Origin of the sequence: Dyadobacter sp. 22481, from assembly GCF_052044875.1 — a bacterium.
Taxonomy (GTDB): domain Bacteria; phylum Bacteroidota; class Bacteroidia; order Cytophagales; family Spirosomataceae; genus Dyadobacter; species Dyadobacter endophyticus.
In genome coordinates this window covers 1,242,266-1,260,002 of record NZ_JBQENV010000001.1, presented here as the reverse complement: position 1 = coordinate 1,260,002, position 17,737 = coordinate 1,242,266, and the positions used below count along the sequence as shown (strand labels likewise).

Annotated in this window: 16 protein-coding genes; 3 read left to right on the top strand and 13 right to left on the bottom strand. The window is 49.3% G+C overall.

Annotation, left to right across the window (positions count from 1 at the left end; all coding sequences use genetic code 11):
* Window positions 1-31: 31 nt before the first annotated feature.
* The 6 genes from hisC to hisS all read right to left on the bottom strand — a co-directional run bounded on the left by hisC (window position 32) and on the right by hisS (window position 5,665).
* Window positions 32-1,105, bottom strand: coding sequence for a histidinol-phosphate transaminase (gene hisC / locus ACTJJJ_RS04885; protein ID WP_188930036.1), 1,074 nt, complete (start codon window positions 1,103-1,105; stop codon window positions 32-34).
* Between the two features lie 36 nt (window positions 1,106-1,141).
* Window positions 1,142-1,594, bottom strand: coding sequence for an RES family NAD+ phosphorylase (locus ACTJJJ_RS04880; RefSeq protein ID WP_188930038.1), 453 nt, complete (start codon window positions 1,592-1,594; stop codon window positions 1,142-1,144).
* A complete protein-coding gene (locus ACTJJJ_RS04875; protein WP_188930040.1) occupies window positions 1,594-2,022 on the bottom strand; it encodes an antitoxin Xre/MbcA/ParS toxin-binding domain-containing protein in 429 nt (142 codons plus the stop codon). The genes ACTJJJ_RS04880 and ACTJJJ_RS04875 overlap by 1 nt, the downstream gene beginning before the upstream one ends.
* 69 nt (window positions 2,023-2,091) lie before the next feature.
* Window positions 2,092-3,360, bottom strand: coding sequence for a histidinol dehydrogenase (gene hisD, locus ACTJJJ_RS04870; RefSeq protein WP_188930042.1), 1,269 nt, complete (start codon window positions 3,358-3,360; stop codon window positions 2,092-2,094).
* Window positions 3,361-3,384: 24 nt separating this feature from the next.
* Window positions 3,385-4,248 carry an ATP phosphoribosyltransferase gene (gene hisG / locus ACTJJJ_RS04865; protein WP_188930044.1) on the bottom strand — a complete coding sequence of 288 codons (864 nt, stop codon included), beginning with the start codon at window positions 4,246-4,248 and terminating at the stop codon, window positions 3,385-3,387.
* 46 nt (window positions 4,249-4,294) lie between these two features.
* Entirely contained in the window at window positions 4,295-5,665 is a 1,371-nt protein-coding gene (gene hisS / locus ACTJJJ_RS04860) for a histidine--tRNA ligase (protein WP_188930046.1), read from the bottom strand.
* A gap of 143 nt (window positions 5,666-5,808) precedes the next feature.
* Between hisS and ACTJJJ_RS04855 the strand changes: the two genes are divergently transcribed.
* The gene (locus ACTJJJ_RS04855) at window positions 5,809-5,961 is read left to right on the top strand and encodes a hypothetical protein (RefSeq protein ID WP_015810647.1); all 153 of its coding nucleotides are present in this window, start codon (window positions 5,809-5,811) and stop codon (window positions 5,959-5,961) included.
* A 35-nt stretch (window positions 5,962-5,996) separates the two neighbouring features.
* Here ACTJJJ_RS04855 and ACTJJJ_RS04850 read toward each other — a convergent pair whose 3' ends face one another.
* Window positions 5,997-6,323 carry a hypothetical protein gene (locus ACTJJJ_RS04850; RefSeq protein WP_229221552.1) on the bottom strand — a complete coding sequence of 109 codons (327 nt, stop codon included), beginning with the start codon at window positions 6,321-6,323 and terminating at the stop codon, window positions 5,997-5,999.
* 109 nt (window positions 6,324-6,432) lie between these two features.
* Here ACTJJJ_RS04850 and ACTJJJ_RS04845 point away from each other — a divergent pair, with 109 nt between their 5' ends.
* Window positions 6,433-7,203, top strand: coding sequence for a class I SAM-dependent methyltransferase (locus ACTJJJ_RS04845; RefSeq protein ID WP_188930050.1), 771 nt, complete (start codon window positions 6,433-6,435; stop codon window positions 7,201-7,203).
* A gap of 102 nt (window positions 7,204-7,305) precedes the next feature.
* Here the strand turns inward: ACTJJJ_RS04845 and ACTJJJ_RS04840 are convergent, their stop codons facing one another.
* The 5 genes from ACTJJJ_RS04840 to ACTJJJ_RS04820 form a co-directional block, all read right to left on the bottom strand.
* Window positions 7,306-8,322, bottom strand: a complete 1,017-nt coding sequence (locus ACTJJJ_RS04840; RefSeq protein WP_188930052.1) for a glycosyltransferase — start codon at window positions 8,320-8,322, stop codon at window positions 7,306-7,308.
* Window positions 8,323-8,355: 33 nt separating this feature from the next.
* Window positions 8,356-9,648 carry a glutamate-1-semialdehyde 2,1-aminomutase gene (gene hemL, locus ACTJJJ_RS04835; protein WP_188930054.1) on the bottom strand — a complete coding sequence of 431 codons (1,293 nt, stop codon included), beginning with the start codon at window positions 9,646-9,648 and terminating at the stop codon, window positions 8,356-8,358.
* 19 nt (window positions 9,649-9,667) lie between these two features.
* Window positions 9,668-11,371, bottom strand: coding sequence for an ABC transporter substrate-binding protein (locus tag ACTJJJ_RS04830; protein ID WP_188930056.1), 1,704 nt, complete (start codon window positions 11,369-11,371; stop codon window positions 9,668-9,670).
* Window positions 11,372-11,493: 122 nt separating this feature from the next.
* Window positions 11,494-13,302, bottom strand: a complete 1,809-nt coding sequence (yidC, locus tag ACTJJJ_RS04825) for a membrane protein insertase YidC (protein ID WP_188930058.1) — start codon at window positions 13,300-13,302, stop codon at window positions 11,494-11,496.
* Window positions 13,303-13,389: 87 nt separating this feature from the next.
* Window positions 13,390-15,054 (bottom strand): CTP synthase, encoded by a 1,665-nt coding sequence (locus ACTJJJ_RS04820; protein ID WP_426294587.1) that lies wholly within the window; start codon window positions 15,052-15,054, stop codon window positions 13,390-13,392.
* Window positions 15,055-15,438: 384 nt separating this feature from the next.
* Here ACTJJJ_RS04820 and ACTJJJ_RS04815 point away from each other — a divergent pair, with 384 nt between their 5' ends.
* Entirely contained in the window at window positions 15,439-16,338 is a 900-nt protein-coding gene (locus ACTJJJ_RS04815) for a PIG-L deacetylase family protein (protein WP_188930069.1), read from the top strand.
* A gap of 137 nt (window positions 16,339-16,475) precedes the next feature.
* Here the strand turns inward: ACTJJJ_RS04815 and nspC are convergent, their stop codons facing one another.
* Window positions 16,476-17,633 (bottom strand): carboxynorspermidine decarboxylase, encoded by a 1,158-nt coding sequence (nspC, locus tag ACTJJJ_RS04810; protein ID WP_188930071.1) that lies wholly within the window; start codon window positions 17,631-17,633, stop codon window positions 16,476-16,478.
* Window positions 17,634-17,737 lie beyond the last annotated feature (104 nt).

Sequence of the window (17,737 nt, the reverse complement as noted above, 5' to 3'; positions counted from 1 at the left end):
GGGAAATGTTCCGGGAACGCTGATATACCAGCTATGCAATAACGTTCCTGGGCTGGAATTTCTTTAATGATTCGATCAAAACTTCGTTTTCTTCTTTTGTCCCTACGGTAATCCGGAGGCATCCCTCGCATAAATGCACGCGCGAACGGTCGCGCACAATGATCGTTTCACGGATCAAATAATCCATTACGGCCTTCGCTTCCTCGAACTGCACGAGCAGGAAGTTGGCGTCCGTGGGGTGAATTTTGACCACAATCGGCAGGCTTTGCAGCATTTCGGTCAACGCGTCTCGTTGCTGGAGAATGTCGGCCACCATTTTGTCCTTCTTCTCGATGCCATTCAACCCTTCCAGTAACGCCTGCTGCGCGGGCAAACTGATGTTGTAGGGTGGTTTGATCTTGTTCAGAATGCGGATCAGTTCAGGTGAAGCAAAACACATGCCTACACGGATGCCCGCAAGGCCCCACGCTTTGGAGAATGTCTGCAATACGACCAGGTTGGGGTATTTGTCCAGATGCCCGATCCACGAAGGCTCGTTGGTGAAATCAATATAAGCCTCATCTACCACTACCAGACCGCTGAAATTTTCGAGAATGGTTTGGATGGCATCGTGCTGCATCACATTGCCCGTCGGGTTGTTAGGCGAGCAGATCCAGATGATCTTTGTCAAAGGCGTTACCGCATTCAGAACGGCCTCTGTATCGATTTGGTAGTCATTGGTAAGCGAGACCTTATCGATCTTCACATCATGGATCGAGGCGCTCACTTCATACATACCGTACGTCGGCGGCAGAATAATCACACGGTCCTGCCCGGGCGTACACGTAGCGCGCGTGAGCAAATCGATCGGCTCATCGCTTCCGTTCCCTAGGAAAATACGGTCGGGGCTTACCTGTTTGATCGGGCTCAGTTTCTGCTTGATTTCGGCCTGGTAAGGATCCGGGTAGCGGTTATAGTTCTCGCCGGTCACCGAACCGTACGGGTTTTCGTTCGCATCCAGGAATATGCCTACATGCCCGGTATATTCGTCTCTTGCGGATGAATACGGGGCCAGCGTGAGGATGTGCGGGCGAAGGATTTTGTTTAAATCGAAACTGTTATTCATACTATCGGAAATTACGGCGATTGCCGTGTGTGGATTCTATTTCTGTTTGAAGAGCCTTTTATCAAAATTCAGGGGCTCAATGTCGGTGATCCGGAGAGAGACAACGTCGGGATGCATCGGATTGACGAGGTAATTCTGCTCTGCCTTCACCACCACCGAAGGAACCCGCAGCAAAAGGGTGTTGCCCGGTTTCAGCCAGGTATCGCCTATGTCCTTGCTCCATTGCTGGTCCTCCTGCCAGTCGGCAATCAGTTTGGGCTCGGAAATGGTCGCCAGGTTATCGGGGATTTCCAGGGAAACGATCACGTAATTCGGGGGTGTCACGGTTTTATGCCAGTGCACGAGCACTTCCAGCATGGCCAGCGAGCGGTGTGAAGAAGTATAAAGCATAGCATTTCTCGGAGTGTTCCATCGTCCCCCGTTGTAGAAAGCCCCTATTCCACTCAAATCATCCTGATATTCCGATCTTGTTATCCTGAATAGCTCCATTAAGCGAAAATACCGTGTTCCATGCGCCCTAATTCGGTTTTGACCAGCTCAATGCCCGCATGGGTCCGTAAAAAGCTGATCGGTCTCTCACTACCCAGCGCAGGCACCTCGTTATTCAGCCAATCGAGGAAATATTCTTTACCCAAAACCCGGTTCCCCACGGAGAACAGATCGGCCAGGGCGATCAGATGATCAGAAACTACATTGCTAAGCAGATCGATATCGTTGTAACGCTGCAAGTTCCTGGAAGTAACAGGCAACAGCGCTATCACATCTTTAATATCCATCCCGATAGAATCAGCCAGATGCTGAATAGAAGCTTTCGGAATGCCGTTTTCGGCCAGGTATGCCAGGTCGAAATCATTTTTCACAGCATGTTTGAGGGTTTCGTAACCTCCCAAACGTTCGTTTACCATGTATGCTGTCATTTCCGTGTTTTTTAAGGCCGTTGAAATTTGTCCTCTAATTTAGGACAAATTTCCCGGTCTTAAAATTTTTCACAAAAGATTTTTCAAACGAATGCTCACGGCATTCTTATGGGCGTCGAGCGATTCGGCTGCTGCCATAGCTTCTACGGTAGGCCCGATGTTGCGGATACCTTCCTCCGTAATGTGCTGAACTGTGATTTTTTTCACAAAACTATCGACGGAAACACCGCTGTAAGCCCTTGCATAGCCGTTGGTAGGCAATGTATGGTTAGTACCCGAAGCATAATCCCCGCACGACTCAGGCGTGTAGTTCCCCAGGAATATCGAACCGGCATTGTAAATCTTCTCAGTAACCTCTTCCGCATGGGCAATGCTGAGGATCAAGTGCTCCGCCGCGTATTCGTTAAGCATTTCAATAGCTTCTTCGTCCGTTTCGACCAGTATCGCTTTACTGTTGGCCATCGCCTGTGCAGCTAGCTCCTTGCGCGGGAGTGCTTCCAGTTGCTCCGCCAATGCGATATTCACCGAACCAAGCAGTTTTTTGCTGGTTGAAACCAATAAAACCTGGCTGTCGGCGCCGTGTTCGGCCTGGGAAAGCAGGTCGGCGGCTACAAAGCAGGGCAAAGCCGTATCGTCCGCGTAGATCGCCACTTCCGACGGCCCGGCAGGCATATCGATCGCGACACCTTCTTTGCTGACCAGCATTTTGGCAGTTGTAACATATTGGTTACCCGGACCAAATATCTTGTAAACCTTCGGAACACTCTCCGTACCATAAGCCATGGCCGCAATCGCCTGCGCACCACCAATGCGGAATGCTTTGGTAACGCCCACAAGTTTGGCCGCGTACAAAATAGCAGGATGATCTGACGGCGTGCAAAGAACAATCTCCTTACAACCAGCAATTTGCGCCGGAATACCGAGCATCAATACTGTACTGAACAATGGTGCCGATCCGCCGGGAATATAGATCCCCACCTTCTCGATCCCCACGCTTTTACGCCAGCAGGTAACACCAGGCATGGTTTCCACCTTCTCGGGCGCTTGCAGCTGTCCCTTGTGGAATTTGTAGATATTCTCGTAAGCCTGACCGATCGCCGCTTTCAATGTATCGTCGAGGCGGTTACCTGCTTCGGCAATGTCTTTTTCTGAAAATGCGAGGTCGGTCAGTTCAATTTTGTCAAATTTCAGGGCGAGGGCTTTGATACCCGCATCGCCCTCATTTTTCACCTGTTCGAGCACAGGCTGCACCCGTGCCTCGATATCCTTGGCTTCCAGAACGGGCCGTGCCAGCAATGCAGGCCATTGTGCCCTTTCCGGAAATGGAATGATATTCATAATGTCAGAATCAAAACCCCATACTTAAACAATCATTTTCTCGATCGGGATAACCAGAATCCCTTCTGCACCGGCCTGGCGGATCTTCTCGATATTCTCCCAGAACTCGTTCTCGTTGATCACCGAATGCAGCGAGCACCAGCCTTCCGTCGCCAATGGGAGGATCGTCGGGGAACGCATACCCGGCAGGAACTTGGTGATATTCTCCACCGCATCCACAGGGCAGTTGAGCAAAATGTATTTGTTGTTCTTCGCTACCTGCACCGATTTGATTCGGAACAAAAGCTGGTCCAGCAGGTCTTGTTGAATATCCGAAAGGTGCTTGCTGGCGATCATGACAGCCTCGGAGCGGAAAATCGTTTCCACTTCTTTCAAACCATTGCTCAGCAACGTGCTGCCTGAGCTCACGATATCGCAAACCGCATCGGCCAGGCCAATGCTCGGCGCGATCTCCACCGATCCGCTGATCTCGTGGATATCAGCCGTAACATCATGAGATTTAAGATATTGTTCCAGCAAACGAGGGTAAGTAGTCGCAATGCTTTTGCCTTGCAGGTCCTGTACGCCGTTGTACACTGCCTCGCGCAAAACGCCAATCGACAGGCGGCATTTCGAGAAGCCCAGCTTGTGAACGGTATTCACATCCTTGCAGGATTCTTCCGATACATTCTCCCCTACGATCCCCAGATGTGCCACGCCGTCTTCCACATAACCTGGAATATCGTCGTCGCGCAGGAAAAGGATTTCGGCAGGAAAGTTCGTCGCGTCGGTTTTGAGTTTACCCGCACCGTTGTCGAAACGGATGCCGCATTCTTTGATCAGTTTTAAAGAATCCTCACTAAGCCTGCCCGATTTCTGGATGGCAATTCTTAAAATATTATCATTCATAAAGTTATAGGTTGCTCACGCAGCCGTTTGTCGGTATTTAATAGGGTTATTGGTCTTCCCGGGTCAGCAAAGTTATGATATCTTCCGTTTTCAGTTTCTCCTGCTCACCGGTTTTCATGTTTTTCAAAGTCAGCAAACCGGATTGCATTTCGTCCGAGCCGATTAAAATGACAAATGGGATGCTCTTGCGGTCCGCATAATCGAGTTGCTTTTTCAGCTTCACCGAATCCGGGTAAATCTCCGAGTTAATACCTGCTTTCCGGAACTTCGGCAGGATCGACAGCCCGTAAGTAAACGCCTCCTCATCGAAATTCGAGATCATCACTTTGGTACTCGTCTTCTGGCTTTCGGGGAAGAGGTTCAGTTCTTCCATTACATCATAAATACGGTCGACACCGAGCGAAATACCTACGCCTGAGATACCCGGAACACCAAAAGTGCCCGTCAGGTTATCGTAGCGGCCACCGCCCGAAATACTGCCGATCTGTACATGATTAGCCTTCACTTCGAAAATCGCACCTGTGTAATACGAGAGCCCGCGCGCGAGCGTGACGTCGAATTCGATCTTCGCATTTTCCAACCCCAGGACCTTCACCATCGCCCACACCTCTTCCAGCTCCTGGATACCTTTTAATGCAACTTCCGATTCGGCGAGCCAGCTTTTCAGCTCCGTAAATGGATCTTCATCGGCTGAAAGACTGAAAATCGGTTCGAGCTTATCGATACTATCAGAAGCGAAACCGCGTTCGAGGAGTTCCTCAACCACTTTGTCCTTCCCGATTTTATCCAATTTATCAATCGCGACACAAAGCGGTCCCTCCATTCCGTGCGCCCCGATCATGTCGGCGATGCCGGTCAGGATTTTGCGGTTATTGATCTTTACAGTAAAGTTGTTAATCCCCAATGCAGGCAGGATATCATGCAAAAGCATCACGATTTCGGCCTCGCAAAGCAGTGAATCGGTGCCTACCACGTCGGCGTCGCATTGGTAAAACTCGCGGTAACGCCCCTTCTGCGGACGATCGGCGCGCCAGACTGGCTGGATCTGGTACCGCTTGAAAGGCATTGCCAGTGTACCGCGGTTCATCACCACGTAGCGTGCAAATGGCACGGTAAGGTCGTAGCGCAGCCCTTTTTCGGAAATTTTGGTCGTTAGAGGCTTATATCCTTCTTTCCAGTCGCTGTCGGTGAGCTTGCCGCTGAAATCGCCCGAATTGAGCAATTTGAAGAGCAGCTGGTCGCCTTCCTCGCCATATTTACCCATCAGAACCGACAGGTTTTCGAAAGCGGGGGTTTCCAATGGTAGGAAACCATATCGTTGGAAAGAGCGTCGGATAGTGTCGAAAATGAAAGTACGCTTTGCCATTTGCTCCGGACCAAAGTCACGGGTTCCGCGGGCAAGAGATGGTTTACTCATTATAATAATGCTATCGATTTCGGCCTTGAATGGCCAATGAAACCGTAAAGTTAGGGCAGGTTATGCAATATTTATGACTATTGAGTGCAATATTTACGTTTAAATGCTTAATTTTGCGGCTCTTTCACAAAACAACTTTTACAATGGGAGTTACGGAATTAAAACGTAAAGGTCGCAGAAACAAAGCAGTAGCAAACAACCGCACTGCGAAGATCAAAAACCTTCTACGCAAACCAGAAGTGCGCAATGTTGACGTTGAGGCTATCAAGGCTCAATTCGAAGCAAATAAAAAATAATAAGCCTCTTCGGAAATGCTATTCAACTAGTCCTGTCAATCTGTTTTGGTAGGGCTTTTTGCTTTTTTAGAGGATTTGTGTTTTCCCGAAGCAGCTTTCAGATTGACCTTCCGCAGCAGCTGGCGCATGCTACGCCGCGTTTCGCGACGGACATCGAGCAGGATACGGAAACGCAGAGCCTCACCGAACATGATCAGGCCCCCGTTTATAAGTGCTAGACTGTAAAGCCCTAATACGACCCAAACCTGCGTAGGCTCTCCAATGCGCCGCTGGTGCGCCGCTTCGCTGAGAACGGTAAGACCAAAACTGAACAGCAACAAGCCCAACGGAGCGAGAATCATCCATTTTGTGCGGGTCGACATTCTTTTTATCAGTCGTTTACCAGGTGGTTTCGGGTCAATCGAGGGGATCATTAAACAGGCTATTCGATGTTATGATCCTAAAATTATTAATTTTTAGTTAATTGGTTTAATGAAATCCATCATTAGTTTAGTTCTGCGCTACATTCCGCGTCCCTACCTTCAACTTGTCGGACATTGGGCAGCGCGGTTACTCAGCATCTTTTATATCGGCAATAAAGTGGAATGCCCGGTGTGCAGCAGCAAATACCGTAAGTTCCTCCCCTACGGCCGCAACACGTCGAGCCGCGAGAACGCGCTGTGCCCTAGCTGCCTGTCGCTCGAACGCCACCGCCTGATGGCGCTGTATATGAGGCGCAAAACCAATTTTTATACCGCCAACCTCAAAGTCCTGCACGTAGCGCCCGAATACTGCTTCATCGACCGTTTCGAACAGATGAAAAACCTGGATTACATTACCGCCGACATCGAATCTCCCCTCGCCAAGGTGAAAATGGACATCCACCAGATCCCTTTTCCAGAAAACACTTTCGATGTCGCCATTTGCAACCATGTGATGGAACACGTCGACGACTATATTCTCGCCATGAGCGAGCTCCACCGTGTGCTCAAACCGGGCGGCTGGGCATTGATCCAATCCCCGCAGGACATGAAATACGAAGTAACCTACGAAGACCCGACGATCACCGATCCGAAGGAACGCGAAATCCATTTCCTTCAAAACGACCACCTGCGCCTGTTTGGCCGCAACTACGGTCGTGAACTGGAAAAAGGTGGTTTCAAAGTAACCGAGGACCGGTTTGTAATGGATGAACTGAGCAAAGCCGAGGTTTTGCGGTATTCGTTGCCCGGCGAGGAGATTGTCTATTTCTGTCAGAAGTAGCAGATCGCGTATTGGAGTATTATATAAGCAAAAGAGGCAGTTTCCAGGGAACTGCCTCTTTTGCTTTAAACTCTTGGCTATTCGTAACTACACCTGCCAACTTTACGAAGGATACTCAATCGCCGCCCCTGTTTCCCTATGCGATTTGTTTTCCCAAAGCCTCTTCCATCCTTCTTGAACAAAGCCTATTCCGTAGCCGAAAAGCTGCACAAATGCAGCCCCGATGCTCAGGAATGCAACTTCTGCGCTCTTCGTTTTGCGGAATGCATCAATGAACAACAATGCGACATAAATGGCCAGGAACCACAATCCGAGATAAAAGAATGGCTCAAAAATGAAGTACCACAATGGAATGCTGCAAACACCGAGCGTAAATAGTAACGGGAATGTATGCACGAGCTTCAGCTCGTCGGGATAATAGCGGGCAATGTTAATGCGCGCGCGACCGAAAAATTTCAGCTGCCTGAAAAACGCCCCGAACTGCGTGCGGCGTTTGTGGTAGATAAATGCCTCGGGGATCAATGCCGACTTGAAACCCAACCTCAATGCCGCGATACTGAACAGGATATCCTCTCCCATCCGGCTTGTCAGAAACCCTCCCGTACGCTCCCACACCTTACGCGAGAGGCCCATATTGAAGCTCCGAGGATGAAAGGTACCACCCATATTGCTCTTCTTACCGCGAATACCGCCTGTTGTAAACACCGACGTCATCGAGTAACTAATGGCTTTCTGAATGGGTGTAAATGAAGGATGGTCCGTATCAGGCCCGCCGTATAGGTCAACATAGTCGGTATTCAGGCGGTTTTCGACGATGGAGAGGTAGTTCGGCTCGATCAATGCATCCGAATCCAGCAATATGAAATAGTCGCCCGCAGCCCGCTCGAAACCGTGGTTACGCGCAAAACCCTGGCCGCCGTTTTCTTTGTAATGGTAATAAATGTCGAGTTTGTCTGAGAAAGTTTTTACGACTTCGTCAGCTTTAATTTTTGAACCGTCTTCAACGATTACCACCTCAAAATTGCGGTAAGTCTGCACAGCTAGACAGCCAAGCAGTTCCTCCAACTCGTCGGGACGGTTGTAAACGGGGATGATGATCGAGTAGCGGCGTGAGTTCAATTTTGAATGAGTGAATGATTGAATGCCTCAATGTTACCGAGTTATCTCCACAAGCGCTTCCTCATTCGCGGCAATAATCCTATCCAAATGCGCATCCGTTAGTGCCGTGGAGAGGAACATTGCTTCAAACTGGCTTGGGCCCATGTAAATGCCGCGGTTCAGCATGGCATGGAAATACTTGCCGAAAAGCGGCAGATCCGATGACTTGGCTGATGGGAAATCCGTCACGGCATTTGGCGTGAAGAACAGCGTGTACATGGAACCGATCTGGTTTAACGTGTAGTTCAAACCTAACTTCTCCATCGAAGCGCGGAAACCGTTGGCGAGCTTGCTGCCGGAGTTTTCGAGCTGCGTGTAAACTTCCGGATGCTCACTCAAATACGTAAGCATGGTATACCCTGCAGCCATGGCGATAGGGTTACCAGAAAGCGTACCCGCCTGATATACGGGTCCGGCCGGTGAAACACAATTCATGATCTCAGCCTTGCCACCATAGGCTCCTACGGGCATTCCTCCACCTATTATTTTTCCTAACGTCGTTAAATCCGGCGTAATTCCGAATCTTCCCTGCGCTCCTCCCTTAGAAAGACGGAAGCCGGTCATCACCTCGTCGAGGATCAGCACAATGCCTTCTTCATCGCAAATGCGGCGCAGGCCTTGCAAAAAGCCTTCTTTTGGGAGTACACAGCCCATATTACCCACGACCGGTTCGAGGATCAGCGCCGCGACCTGGCCTTTGTTGACATCCACGAGTTGCTGGACCGCTTCAAGGTCGTTGTAAGGGGCGGTTAATGTGTCGTTGGCAACGCCTTTTGTCACACCCGGACTATCGGGCGTGCCAAATGTAACTGCCCCGCTACCTGCTGCGATCAGGAAGCTGTCGCCGTGGCCGTGGTAGCAGCCTTCGAATTTGATGATCTTGTCCCTACCTGTATACCCGCGCGCTACGCGTATGGCCGACATCGTAGCTTCCGTCCCGGAGTTCACCATCCGCACCTTCTCGATCGAAGGCACCATAGAAACGATCAGTTCCGCCATTTCCACTTCCTTGCGAGTAGGCGCGCCAAAAGAGAATGAATGCTGAATTGCGTCGGAAACGGCTTTCTGGATCAGTTCATGCGCATGCCCGAGAATCATCGGGCCCCAGGAATTGATCAGTTCGATGTATTCGTTGCCGTCCTCGTCGTAGATGTAGGGGCCTTTGGCCGATTTGATAAACAGCGGGGAGCCCCCTACCGCACGGAATGCGCGCACAGGCGAATTGACCCCACCGGGAATATAATTTTGTGCTTTCTCGAAAAGTTGCTGGCTCGTTGAAGTATTCATTCTGTTAAAAAGGTTGGTATTATCTGTCCACAGGTACCCATTTGGAGCCGCTGTATTTCAGGACAGGTGTAATCTGGTTTTCATTCGCTTTGGTATAGTCAAAACCCGACAGCAGGAACTCTTCGCTACCAAACTTGCGCGATTGCAGGCCAGCAGGGAGCTTATCCTTGTATTTCGAAAGCATACGACCAAAGAAAAGCAGCTGGTCATAGCCCTGGTAGGAATACACCGAAGGAAAAGTACTGGTTTTATTATAATAATTCTTCTGGAACTGGCGGATCGTTTCTTTCTCGCGGTCTACGTGGTCCGCGTCGATGAGCGACAGTCGTGAGCCATAGCGCGACAAACGCGATTGCTGGCTGTTGAAGCTCGTCGAAGTAGCCAATACCGGCAGCGTGTTCAATTTACGGCCATTCAATACCTCTATCAGGTTTCCTCCCGATTCTCCATCCGACGAAAACAAGGCAATATGGGCCGGTTTGTTGGTTTCAAATGACGGGATCTTGCTTTCCAGCGATTCGCGGTCAGGCTGGATTTTGGATATGCTCGTTACCTTCCCTCCCTTTGCCTTCCATTCCGCTGCGTAGGAAGCCGCCATGGCCGAATCCTTGGGAGTATTGCCGTAATAAATTACCGTATTGAGTCCCGGCGAAAGGGTACGCATCCATTGTGCGGCTTTCTGGGTTTGAAAGGTGATGGAAGGATGACCCAGGTAAATATTGCCGCCTTTCAGCAAGTTTGCGTCCGTTGAAAGCGGGTTGAGCATAATTGCATTGCTTCCGGAAACAAAATCGGCTGCTACATCGAAAGTGCCCGCATACAATGGTCCGATGACCATATCCGAGAGCTGAAAGTTTTTGTTATCTGCAATCGCCTGCATGCTCTTTACATCGTTGCTAACATCGTAAGCCCACAGGTTAACAGTGATTCCCTCCGTTTGGAGCTGCTCTTTCGCTACCGTCAGCCCCAGATAATAGTCGTAGGCAAACTGATTGGAACGGCGTCTGGAAGTACTGAATTCATCCAGACGGAACGGTAACAACACGGCAACATCCAGGTAACCTTTCGTCCACTGCGTGTCCGACTTCGGCGCACTGCGTTTCGGTGCTTCCTCTACCTTTTCGCTTTTCCGGAATTTAAACTGCTTGTCAAGCTGGTCGGCATAGGCCAGATCGCCTTGCGCGGGAGTGCGCGCCGATTGAATGGATTGGTACACCATCAATGCGATATCGCGGTCGGAAGGATATTGTTTTTGCAGGTCTTTCAGTTTCAGGAAGTCTTTGATTTCGCCCAGGTGATGCTGTTTCAATGCCTGCACATCCTTGTTCAGCGACGATTCCTTAATCCTCCCAAGCTGGTCCAGGCCTTCGGTAATCTGCCCGTTTGCGAGGTTTACCGCCCCCAGCAGGTAATACACGTCATTGATTTTATTCCAACCGGGATACCGGCTTTGCAATTGCAGCAGCATCGGTCTGGCATCCTTATAGCGTTTCAGCTGATAGGCGCTCAATGCATAATAGTAATGTGCGTACGGAGAATAGGCCGTTTTGGCGTTGACGCTGGTCATGGGATAAAACTTATCCATCGCCACAGCATATCTGCCTTGTTTGTAATCTGCCAGGGCCGACCGGTACCTGCTTTCCGCCTGGGCATTACCCTGTCCGAAAGTCGTCTGATACAAGCCGATCTGAACGGTCAAAATCAAAAAAAAGATAACTCTCATCAGGATTTCGGGGTCAAGATTGTGCTGATCTTTCTTATACAAAAAACCTGCCCAAAATGGAAAAAAACGGGCAATATCCCAACCGGAACATTGCCCTTTATTAATACGATCTAAAAAACCTTTTATTTCTTCTTAGTCTTCTTCTCTAATTCAGCTTGCTTCTTTTTCGCCTCTTCCGCAGCCTGCAACGACTTTTCAAGGTATTTCTGGAATTTGTTTTGCTTCTTCTCGCCGGTAGCGTTTTTCTTGCGGTTTTCTTCCAGGATATTTTTGATTTTTTCCTCATTTACAAAACGCTTGATCAACAACTGCTGCGCGATCGTTACCACGTTCGAAACAAAATAATAGAACGTAAGACCAGCCGGGAACGAATTCAGGATGAACATGAACATCAGGGGCATTACGTAACCCAATGCCTTCATATTCACCGGTCCTGGCTGTGTCGGAGTATTCTGGTTATTATAATAGGCATAACCAATGCTGGAAATCGTCATCAGGATCGTGAACAAGCTGATGTGGTTACCAATACCGAAAGGAACGCTGAACGGCAGCTTGAAGAACGAGTCGTAAGTGGAAAGGTCACTTGCCCACAGGAACGACTGCTGGCGCAGCTCGATCAGGTTGGGGAACAAAAAGAAAAGCGAGAACAGGATCGGCATTGTTGCCAGTACCGGCACGCAACCACTGAGCGGGCTCACGCCTACCTGCTGATAAAGCTTCATTTGTTCCTGCTGCTGCTTCGCAAGGTCGTCTTTGTTCTGCTCACGGATCTGTTCGAGCTCTGGCCCGAGGATACGCATTTTCGCCATGCTGATGTACGATTTGTAAGTCAGCGGCGTGAGCAACGTTTTGACAAACAATACCAAAAGGATGATCAGCAAGCCGTAATTGCTCACAAATCCTTCGAGCAGGTTGAAAAGCGGAACGAGGACAAATTTGTTGATCGGTTTCAGGAATGCGTAACCGAGGTAAACGTTCTGGTCGAAGTTCTCCGCTTTTACCTTATCCACAATGTGGTATTCGTTTGGACCGAGGTAGAACTGGAAGTTGGCATCCCCTTTCTGAACTGCGGCCGTCGGGATACCCGCGAAAATGTTCATGTTTTTCACGATCACCGAATCTTCCGGGTTCACATTGGCACGCAGGGTCACGTTCGTCAGCGGCGTTTTTTCCGCGATCAGACCGGCCAGGAAGTATTTGTGTTTAATCGTAAACCATTTAACAGGATCGGCCGTCTTTTCCTCTTCATTGGAAGTCGGGCTGGTAGGAAGACTTTTCAGCGCGTCCGTGTAGTAGTTAACGGTAACCACTTCACGGTTTTTCTTCATGTCATTTTCCAGTTGCAGCAGGTCGTTATCCCAATGGAATTCCACCGACTTGTTGGCCGGCAATGCACCGCTGGCCTTGATACCGTAGTCGATTACATAACCGCTGCCGCGTACCACGTAGGTTTGTTCTACCGTCTGGTTGTTTTTGATCGTGGTACGGTAAGTGATTACCGCCGAATCTTTCTCAGCCAATGTACGGTCCTGCGCGTCGGTCGTGAAAGTCTGGTTTGTCAGTCTTACATCGCCGGTTTGCGTAGGCAAATCGATCTGGAAGGTGTTGTGATTTTCGGCAATCAGGTAAAGTGGTTTCTGATCGTAGGTTTTGTAGTTTTTCAACATCACCTCTTTCATTACCCCACCCTTGTTGGTAAAAACCACGCGGGCGTCCTTTGTTTCGATTACCAGGTCTTTTTGAGGAACCGCAGTGGAATCGACTGATTGTGAGGATTTTTGGGTAGTATCCGAAGTGACAGACGCGGGCTTGGCAGCTTCCTTCTTCACCTCCGCTACCGGGGTAGGTTCCACAGGTTTCGGAACCAGCACCTGGTAGCCTATCAGCATCAGCATGATCAAGACCAGGCCGATTACAAAATTTTTATCCATTATTTACTTTAAATTATTGAAATAACATACCGCTTGTAAGGCGGCAAAGGTAACAAGTTTTTTGGCTTAACAGGCCTTAAAATGTGATCAGTGGGAAACCGGATTCAAGGTTTCTACCGACCTTTTTTGCAATGAATAGGATAATGCCGCAGCTACGAAATTAACGAAGATCGGGTGCGGGTTCATCACCGTGCTTTTCAGCTCGGGGTGGAACTGTACCCCAATATAGAATGGGTGGGTAGGCAGCTCGACCATTTCAACCAGATTGTTGTCCGGGTTGATACCGGTGGCGATCAGCCCTTTTTCGTCGAATTCTTTCAAAAATTTGTTGTTGAATTCGTAGCGGTGACGGTGGCGCTCGCTGATATTGGTCTTGCCGTAGATTTTGTGCGCCAATGTGTCTTTCTTAATGCGGCATGGATAAGCCCCCAGACGCATCGTGCCTCCTTTATTTGAAATATCTTTCTGATCTTTCATCAGGTGGATCACCGGATGATCGGTAGCGGCATCCATTTCAACCGAATGCGCATTTTCCCAGCCAATCACGTTACGGGCATATTCAATCACGGCCATTTGCATACCGAGGCAGATCCCGAAGAAAGGAATATTGTTCTCGCGCACATACTGGATCGCGGCGATTTTGCCTTCGATACCGCGCTCGCCAAAGCCAGGAGCTACCAGCACACCATCAAGGTTTTCCAGTTTTTCAACGGCATTCTCGGCAGTAAGGCTTTCGGAATGGATCCACTCGATATTCACTTTGCATTCGTTGGCCGCTCCCGCGTGGATAAACGACTCAATGATCGACTTGTAAGCATCGTGCAGCTCCACGTATTTACCCACCAGACCAATGCGAACCGAATCGATCGGATTTTTCAGTCTCGAAAGGAAAGTCTTCCACGAGTCGAGGTCTACGTCCTTATCATTATAAATGTCGAGCATATATAATGCGCGCTGGTCAAGGCGCTCTTTCAGCATCAGCAAAGGCACGGCATAAATTGTATCCGCATCCATCGCTTCGATCACCGAGTTGACCTGTACGTTACAGAACAACGCAATTTTCTTGCGGATATCGTACGGCAGCGGGTGCTCCGTACGGCACACGAGGATGTCGGGCTGGATACCCGATTCCTGCAACATTCTTACCGAGTGCTGCGTCGGTTTGGTTTTCAGCTCGCCTGCCGAGTTCAGGTAAGGGATCAATGTAAGGTGGATCACCAGCGTGTCCTGCTGGTCCATTTCGAATTTCACCTGACGAACCGCTTCCAGGAACGGCAGGGATTCGATATCCCCTACGCAACCACCGATTTCTGTAATCACAATATCGTAATCGCCGGACTGGCCCAGCAACAGCATGTTTCTTTTCAGCTCGTCGGTAATGTGCGGAACGACCTGTACGGTTTTTCCAAGAAAATCGCCGCGACGCTCGGCAGTAATAACGTTGTGGTAGATACGCCCCGTTGTAACGTTGTTTGCTTGTGAAGTGCGAACGTTCAAAAAACGCTCGTAATGGCCCAGATCGAGGTCGGTTTCGGCCCCATCGTCCGTTACGTAGCATTCGCCGTGCTCGTAAGGGTTCATGGTTCCCGGATCGATATTCAGATATGGGTCAAATTTTTGGATCGTGACTGAGAGACCTCTCGCTTGAAGTAATTTAGCTAGTGATGAGGCAATGATTCCCTTGCCAAGTGAAGATGTAACACCGCCCGTAACGAAAATGTACTTAGCGGTCTTTCGTGCTTTGGAAGCCATAAGACTTTGCTGTTTTTCTATGATTACGGGATACAAAGATACAGGATTATTAGAAGAATCTAAGCGTGCCCTATTTAAATATTTGGCTGGAATACAGTAATACCCTGGAAGTCTGACGGGTTATCAAATATAAATTTTTCGTGCCCTATACACTGGAATCGCGCTTTTTGCCGAAAAGTGCCGGGCTTACAGGCTTCATAAAATGGGTAAAATTCCATTTAAAAAAAGGCTGTTGAAAAATTTATATTTTCGATTACCTGCCTGCACATACCCATCATTGGTCAATTTGATTGGTTTGCATAGAAAATGGGGCTATCGCGGCCCCCGGCAATAGATTAATTTCTATTTTGCACTTATTCCAAACCTTTTATAACCACTTAAAAAATGATCAGAAAGTTACTCTTCCTTCCCGCATTGCTATTTTGCGGTGTCACCGCGATGGCCCAGCAAGCCGCCGACGCGAAGAAACCGCTCAACATTATCGTCTTTGGTGCCCACCCCGACGACTGCGACCTCGGCGCTGGCGGCATTGCCTCTATTTACTCGTCGATGGGGCACAAGGTGAAATTCGTTTCGCTCACCAACGGCGACATGGGCCACCAGGATATCGGCGGCGGAGAATTGGCTAACCGTCGCTACAAAGAAGCGCAGGAAGCTGCACGCCGCTGGGGGATCCAATACGATGTCCTCGACAACCACGATGGCGAATTGCTGCCCACCCTCGAAAACCGCATGGCGGTAATCCGCAAAATCCGCGAATGGAACGCCGACGTGGTCATTGCGCCCCGTACAAACGATTACCATCCCGACCACCGCAATACGGGCGTAGTTGTGCAGGATGCGGCTTACCTGGTTATCGTACCCAATATTCTCAGCAGCGTGCCGCCTTTAACAAAGAACCCGGTTTTTCTGTATTTCCGCGACCGCTTTCAAAGACCAAACCCGTTCCGGCCGGATATTGCTATCGATATCACGGAAAATCTTGCTAAAAAAGTCGACGGGCTGGATGCCCACGTTTCCCAATTTTATGAGTGGCTCCCCTGGACCGACGGCAATCTTGCTAACGTTCCCAAAGACGCAACCGAACGTAAAAACTGGCTGCTCAAATCCATGGAAAGGCGCTCCTCGGTAACGCCTGAAATCAGGGCTTCCCTGGAAAAATGGTATGGCACGGAGAAGGCGGAAAAGGTAAAATACGTGGAGGTTTTTGAGATAACTGAGTACGGGAAACAACCAAATGCGGAGGAAGTAAGAAGGCTATTCCCGATGTTGCCGAAGCTATAAAACCCCGGTGCATTTACACGGCACTTAATGCACTTTGCCCTCAAAAATGAAGCGGCGTTCCCGAATGTCATTTAGAACATTTCCGGGAACGCCGCTTTCTATTTTGTAACCGATTTTAAATAAATTGTCTACATTTACTACGATAACCTGTCTTTGAAACTTTCGTAGCCATAAGAACGAACCAGCTGAAAATTTTGATCAGCTTTCCATATCCCAATGGAAGGCAAATTAACACCGTTAAATGTGGTAGTCTTTACCATGGTATAGTGGATCATATCCTCGAATATGATTTTATCTCCGATTTCGAGCGGTTTATCGAACGAATAATCACCCATATAGTCCCCTGCCAGACAGGTCATTCCACCCAGCCTGTAAGTTGGTTTTCCTGCCACCCGCTCCTGGTGCGCGCCACGTATAGCCGGCTTGTAAGGCATCTCCAGCGTGTCGGGCATGTGAGCCGCGAAGGAGGTGTCCAATATAGCCACATCAATGCCCTGACTATCGAGGACATCGAGCACGGTCGTATACAGAATCCCGGTGCGCCAGGCGATGGCTGAACCCGGTTCGAGGATTACTTCCAGATTGTACTTTGCCTTGATAGTACTAACTAATTTTATTAGCTTACTAATATCGTATCCCTCCCTCGTCATGAGGTGCCCGCCTCCCATGTTGAGCCATTTGGCCTGATGCAGCAAATCACCAAACCTCGCTTCCAATGCTTCGAGCGTGCGTTCTAAGGTATCGCTGCCATTTTCGCACAGCGTATGAAAGTGAATGCCGTCGATCCCTGTGGGAAGCTCGTCGGGCAGCTTGTCGCGCGTAACACCCAGGCGCGAGCCCGGTACGCACGGATTATACATGTCGGTGGCCACCTCCGAGTACTGCGGGTTTACGCGGATGCCGCATGAAAGCGTCTTACCGGGGTTAGTCGCTTTGTAAGCCTCTACCCTGCTCTGGAAGCGCTCCCATTGGCTCAGGGAATTGAAAGTAATGTGGCTACTGCGCTGCATGATCTCCTCAAACTCGCTGTCGAGGTACGCCGGCATATAAGTATGCGACTGGTAGCCCATAAAGTCGTTGATCAGCTTCACCTCGTTGAGTGAGCTGGCAGTGGCGCCTGAGAGGTATTCCTTCACGATCGGAAAGGCACTGTACATCGAAAATCCTTTCAATGCGAGGATAATCTGGCATCCCGCCGCCTTCTGGACCGAGTCGATCAGTTCGAGGTTTTTACGGAGCAATTCCTCTTCCAATATGAAACACGGGGACGGAATTTCTTTAAAATCAATAGCCATTTGCTATAAATGAGTGTTTGTAGAATCTTCTTGCATGCAATGATTGCATAATTTTGTACACAAAACTATAAGTTTGAGTTTCCAAATCATGACCATTTTTCACA